The 1,202-nt window shown below is 39.1% G+C and carries 1 protein-coding gene; it reads right to left on the reverse strand.

Annotated features, from left to right (window positions below):
• Positions 1 to 49: 49 nt before the first annotated feature.
• Positions 50 to 1,202, reverse strand: a 1,153-nt coding sequence (locus tag H5072_RS19920; RefSeq protein ID WP_182694577.1) for an AAA family ATPase, incomplete at its 5' end; no start/stop codon positions are given.

Below are 1,202 nucleotides of genomic sequence, written 5' to 3' on the forward strand. Positions count from 1 at the left end.
TATTATTTAGCGGGCCATTTTTATTTAACTTAGTTGTGTAATTAACGTTTTACGCTGGCGTTAAATTGCTCTCGTAATCAAAGCGGATCTTCTTGTCTTTAACCGATACTTTAACTGTACCGCCATCAACAAGTTCACCAAACAGTATTTCATTAGCTAATTGCTTTTTAAGCTCTTCTTGAATAACACGTGCCATTGGTCGTGCACCCATAGCCTTGTCATAACCTTTATCTGCGAGCCATTCACGCGCTTTAGGCGTAAGCTCAAGATTAACCGATTTTTTATCAAGCTGAGCTTGCAGTTCCACAATAAACTTATCAACCACCAGTAAAATAACTTCACGTTCAAGGTGGTTAAACCAAATAATGTTATCTAAACGGTTTCTAAATTCTGGCGAGAAAACTTTATTAATTTCGCCCATTGCATCATGCGTGTGATCCTGCTCTGTAAAACCAATCGACTTACGCGTAGTTTCTTGTACGCCCGCATTGGTAGTCATTACAACCACTACATTTCTAAAATCAGCTTTACGACCGTTATTATCGGTTAACGTACCGTGATCCATAACTTGTAGTAAAATATTGTAAATATCTGGATGCGCTTTTTCAATCTCATCTAAAAGTACAACCGCATGTGGGTTTTTAATAACCGCCTCGGTTAATAACCCGCCTTGCTCAAAACCAACATATCCTGGTGGAGCACCAATTAGTCGGCTGATTGCGTGGCGCTCTACATACTCAGACATATCAAAACGAATAAACTCAACACCCATACATTTAGCAAGTTGCTTAGTTACTTCTGTTTTACCAACACCTGTTGGGCCTGCAAACAAGAACGAACCCACTGGTTTTTCTTCGCTTGATAAACCTGAGCGAGATAAACGAATAGCCGATGTAAGTGCATCAATAGATTGATCTTGTCCAAACACAAGCATTTTTAGATTACGGTCTAGATTTTTAAGCGTCTCTTTATCTGTTGAAGACACATTTTGTGGTGGAATACGTGCCATCTTCGATATTATTAGCTCTATATCAGCCACACCAATGGTTTTTTTACGTTTAGAACTAGGTTGTAAACGTTGATTAGCGCCCGCTTCATCAATTACATCAATTGCTTTATCTGGCAAGTGGCGCTCATTAATGTATTTAGCACTAAGTTCAGCAGCTGCTTTTAATGCTTTTTGAGTGTAGCGAATACCATGG

It is taken from the genome of Pseudoalteromonas sp. SR45-5, assembly GCF_014163565.1.
GTDB classification, from domain to species: Bacteria; Pseudomonadota; Gammaproteobacteria; order Enterobacterales; family Alteromonadaceae; genus Pseudoalteromonas; species Pseudoalteromonas distincta.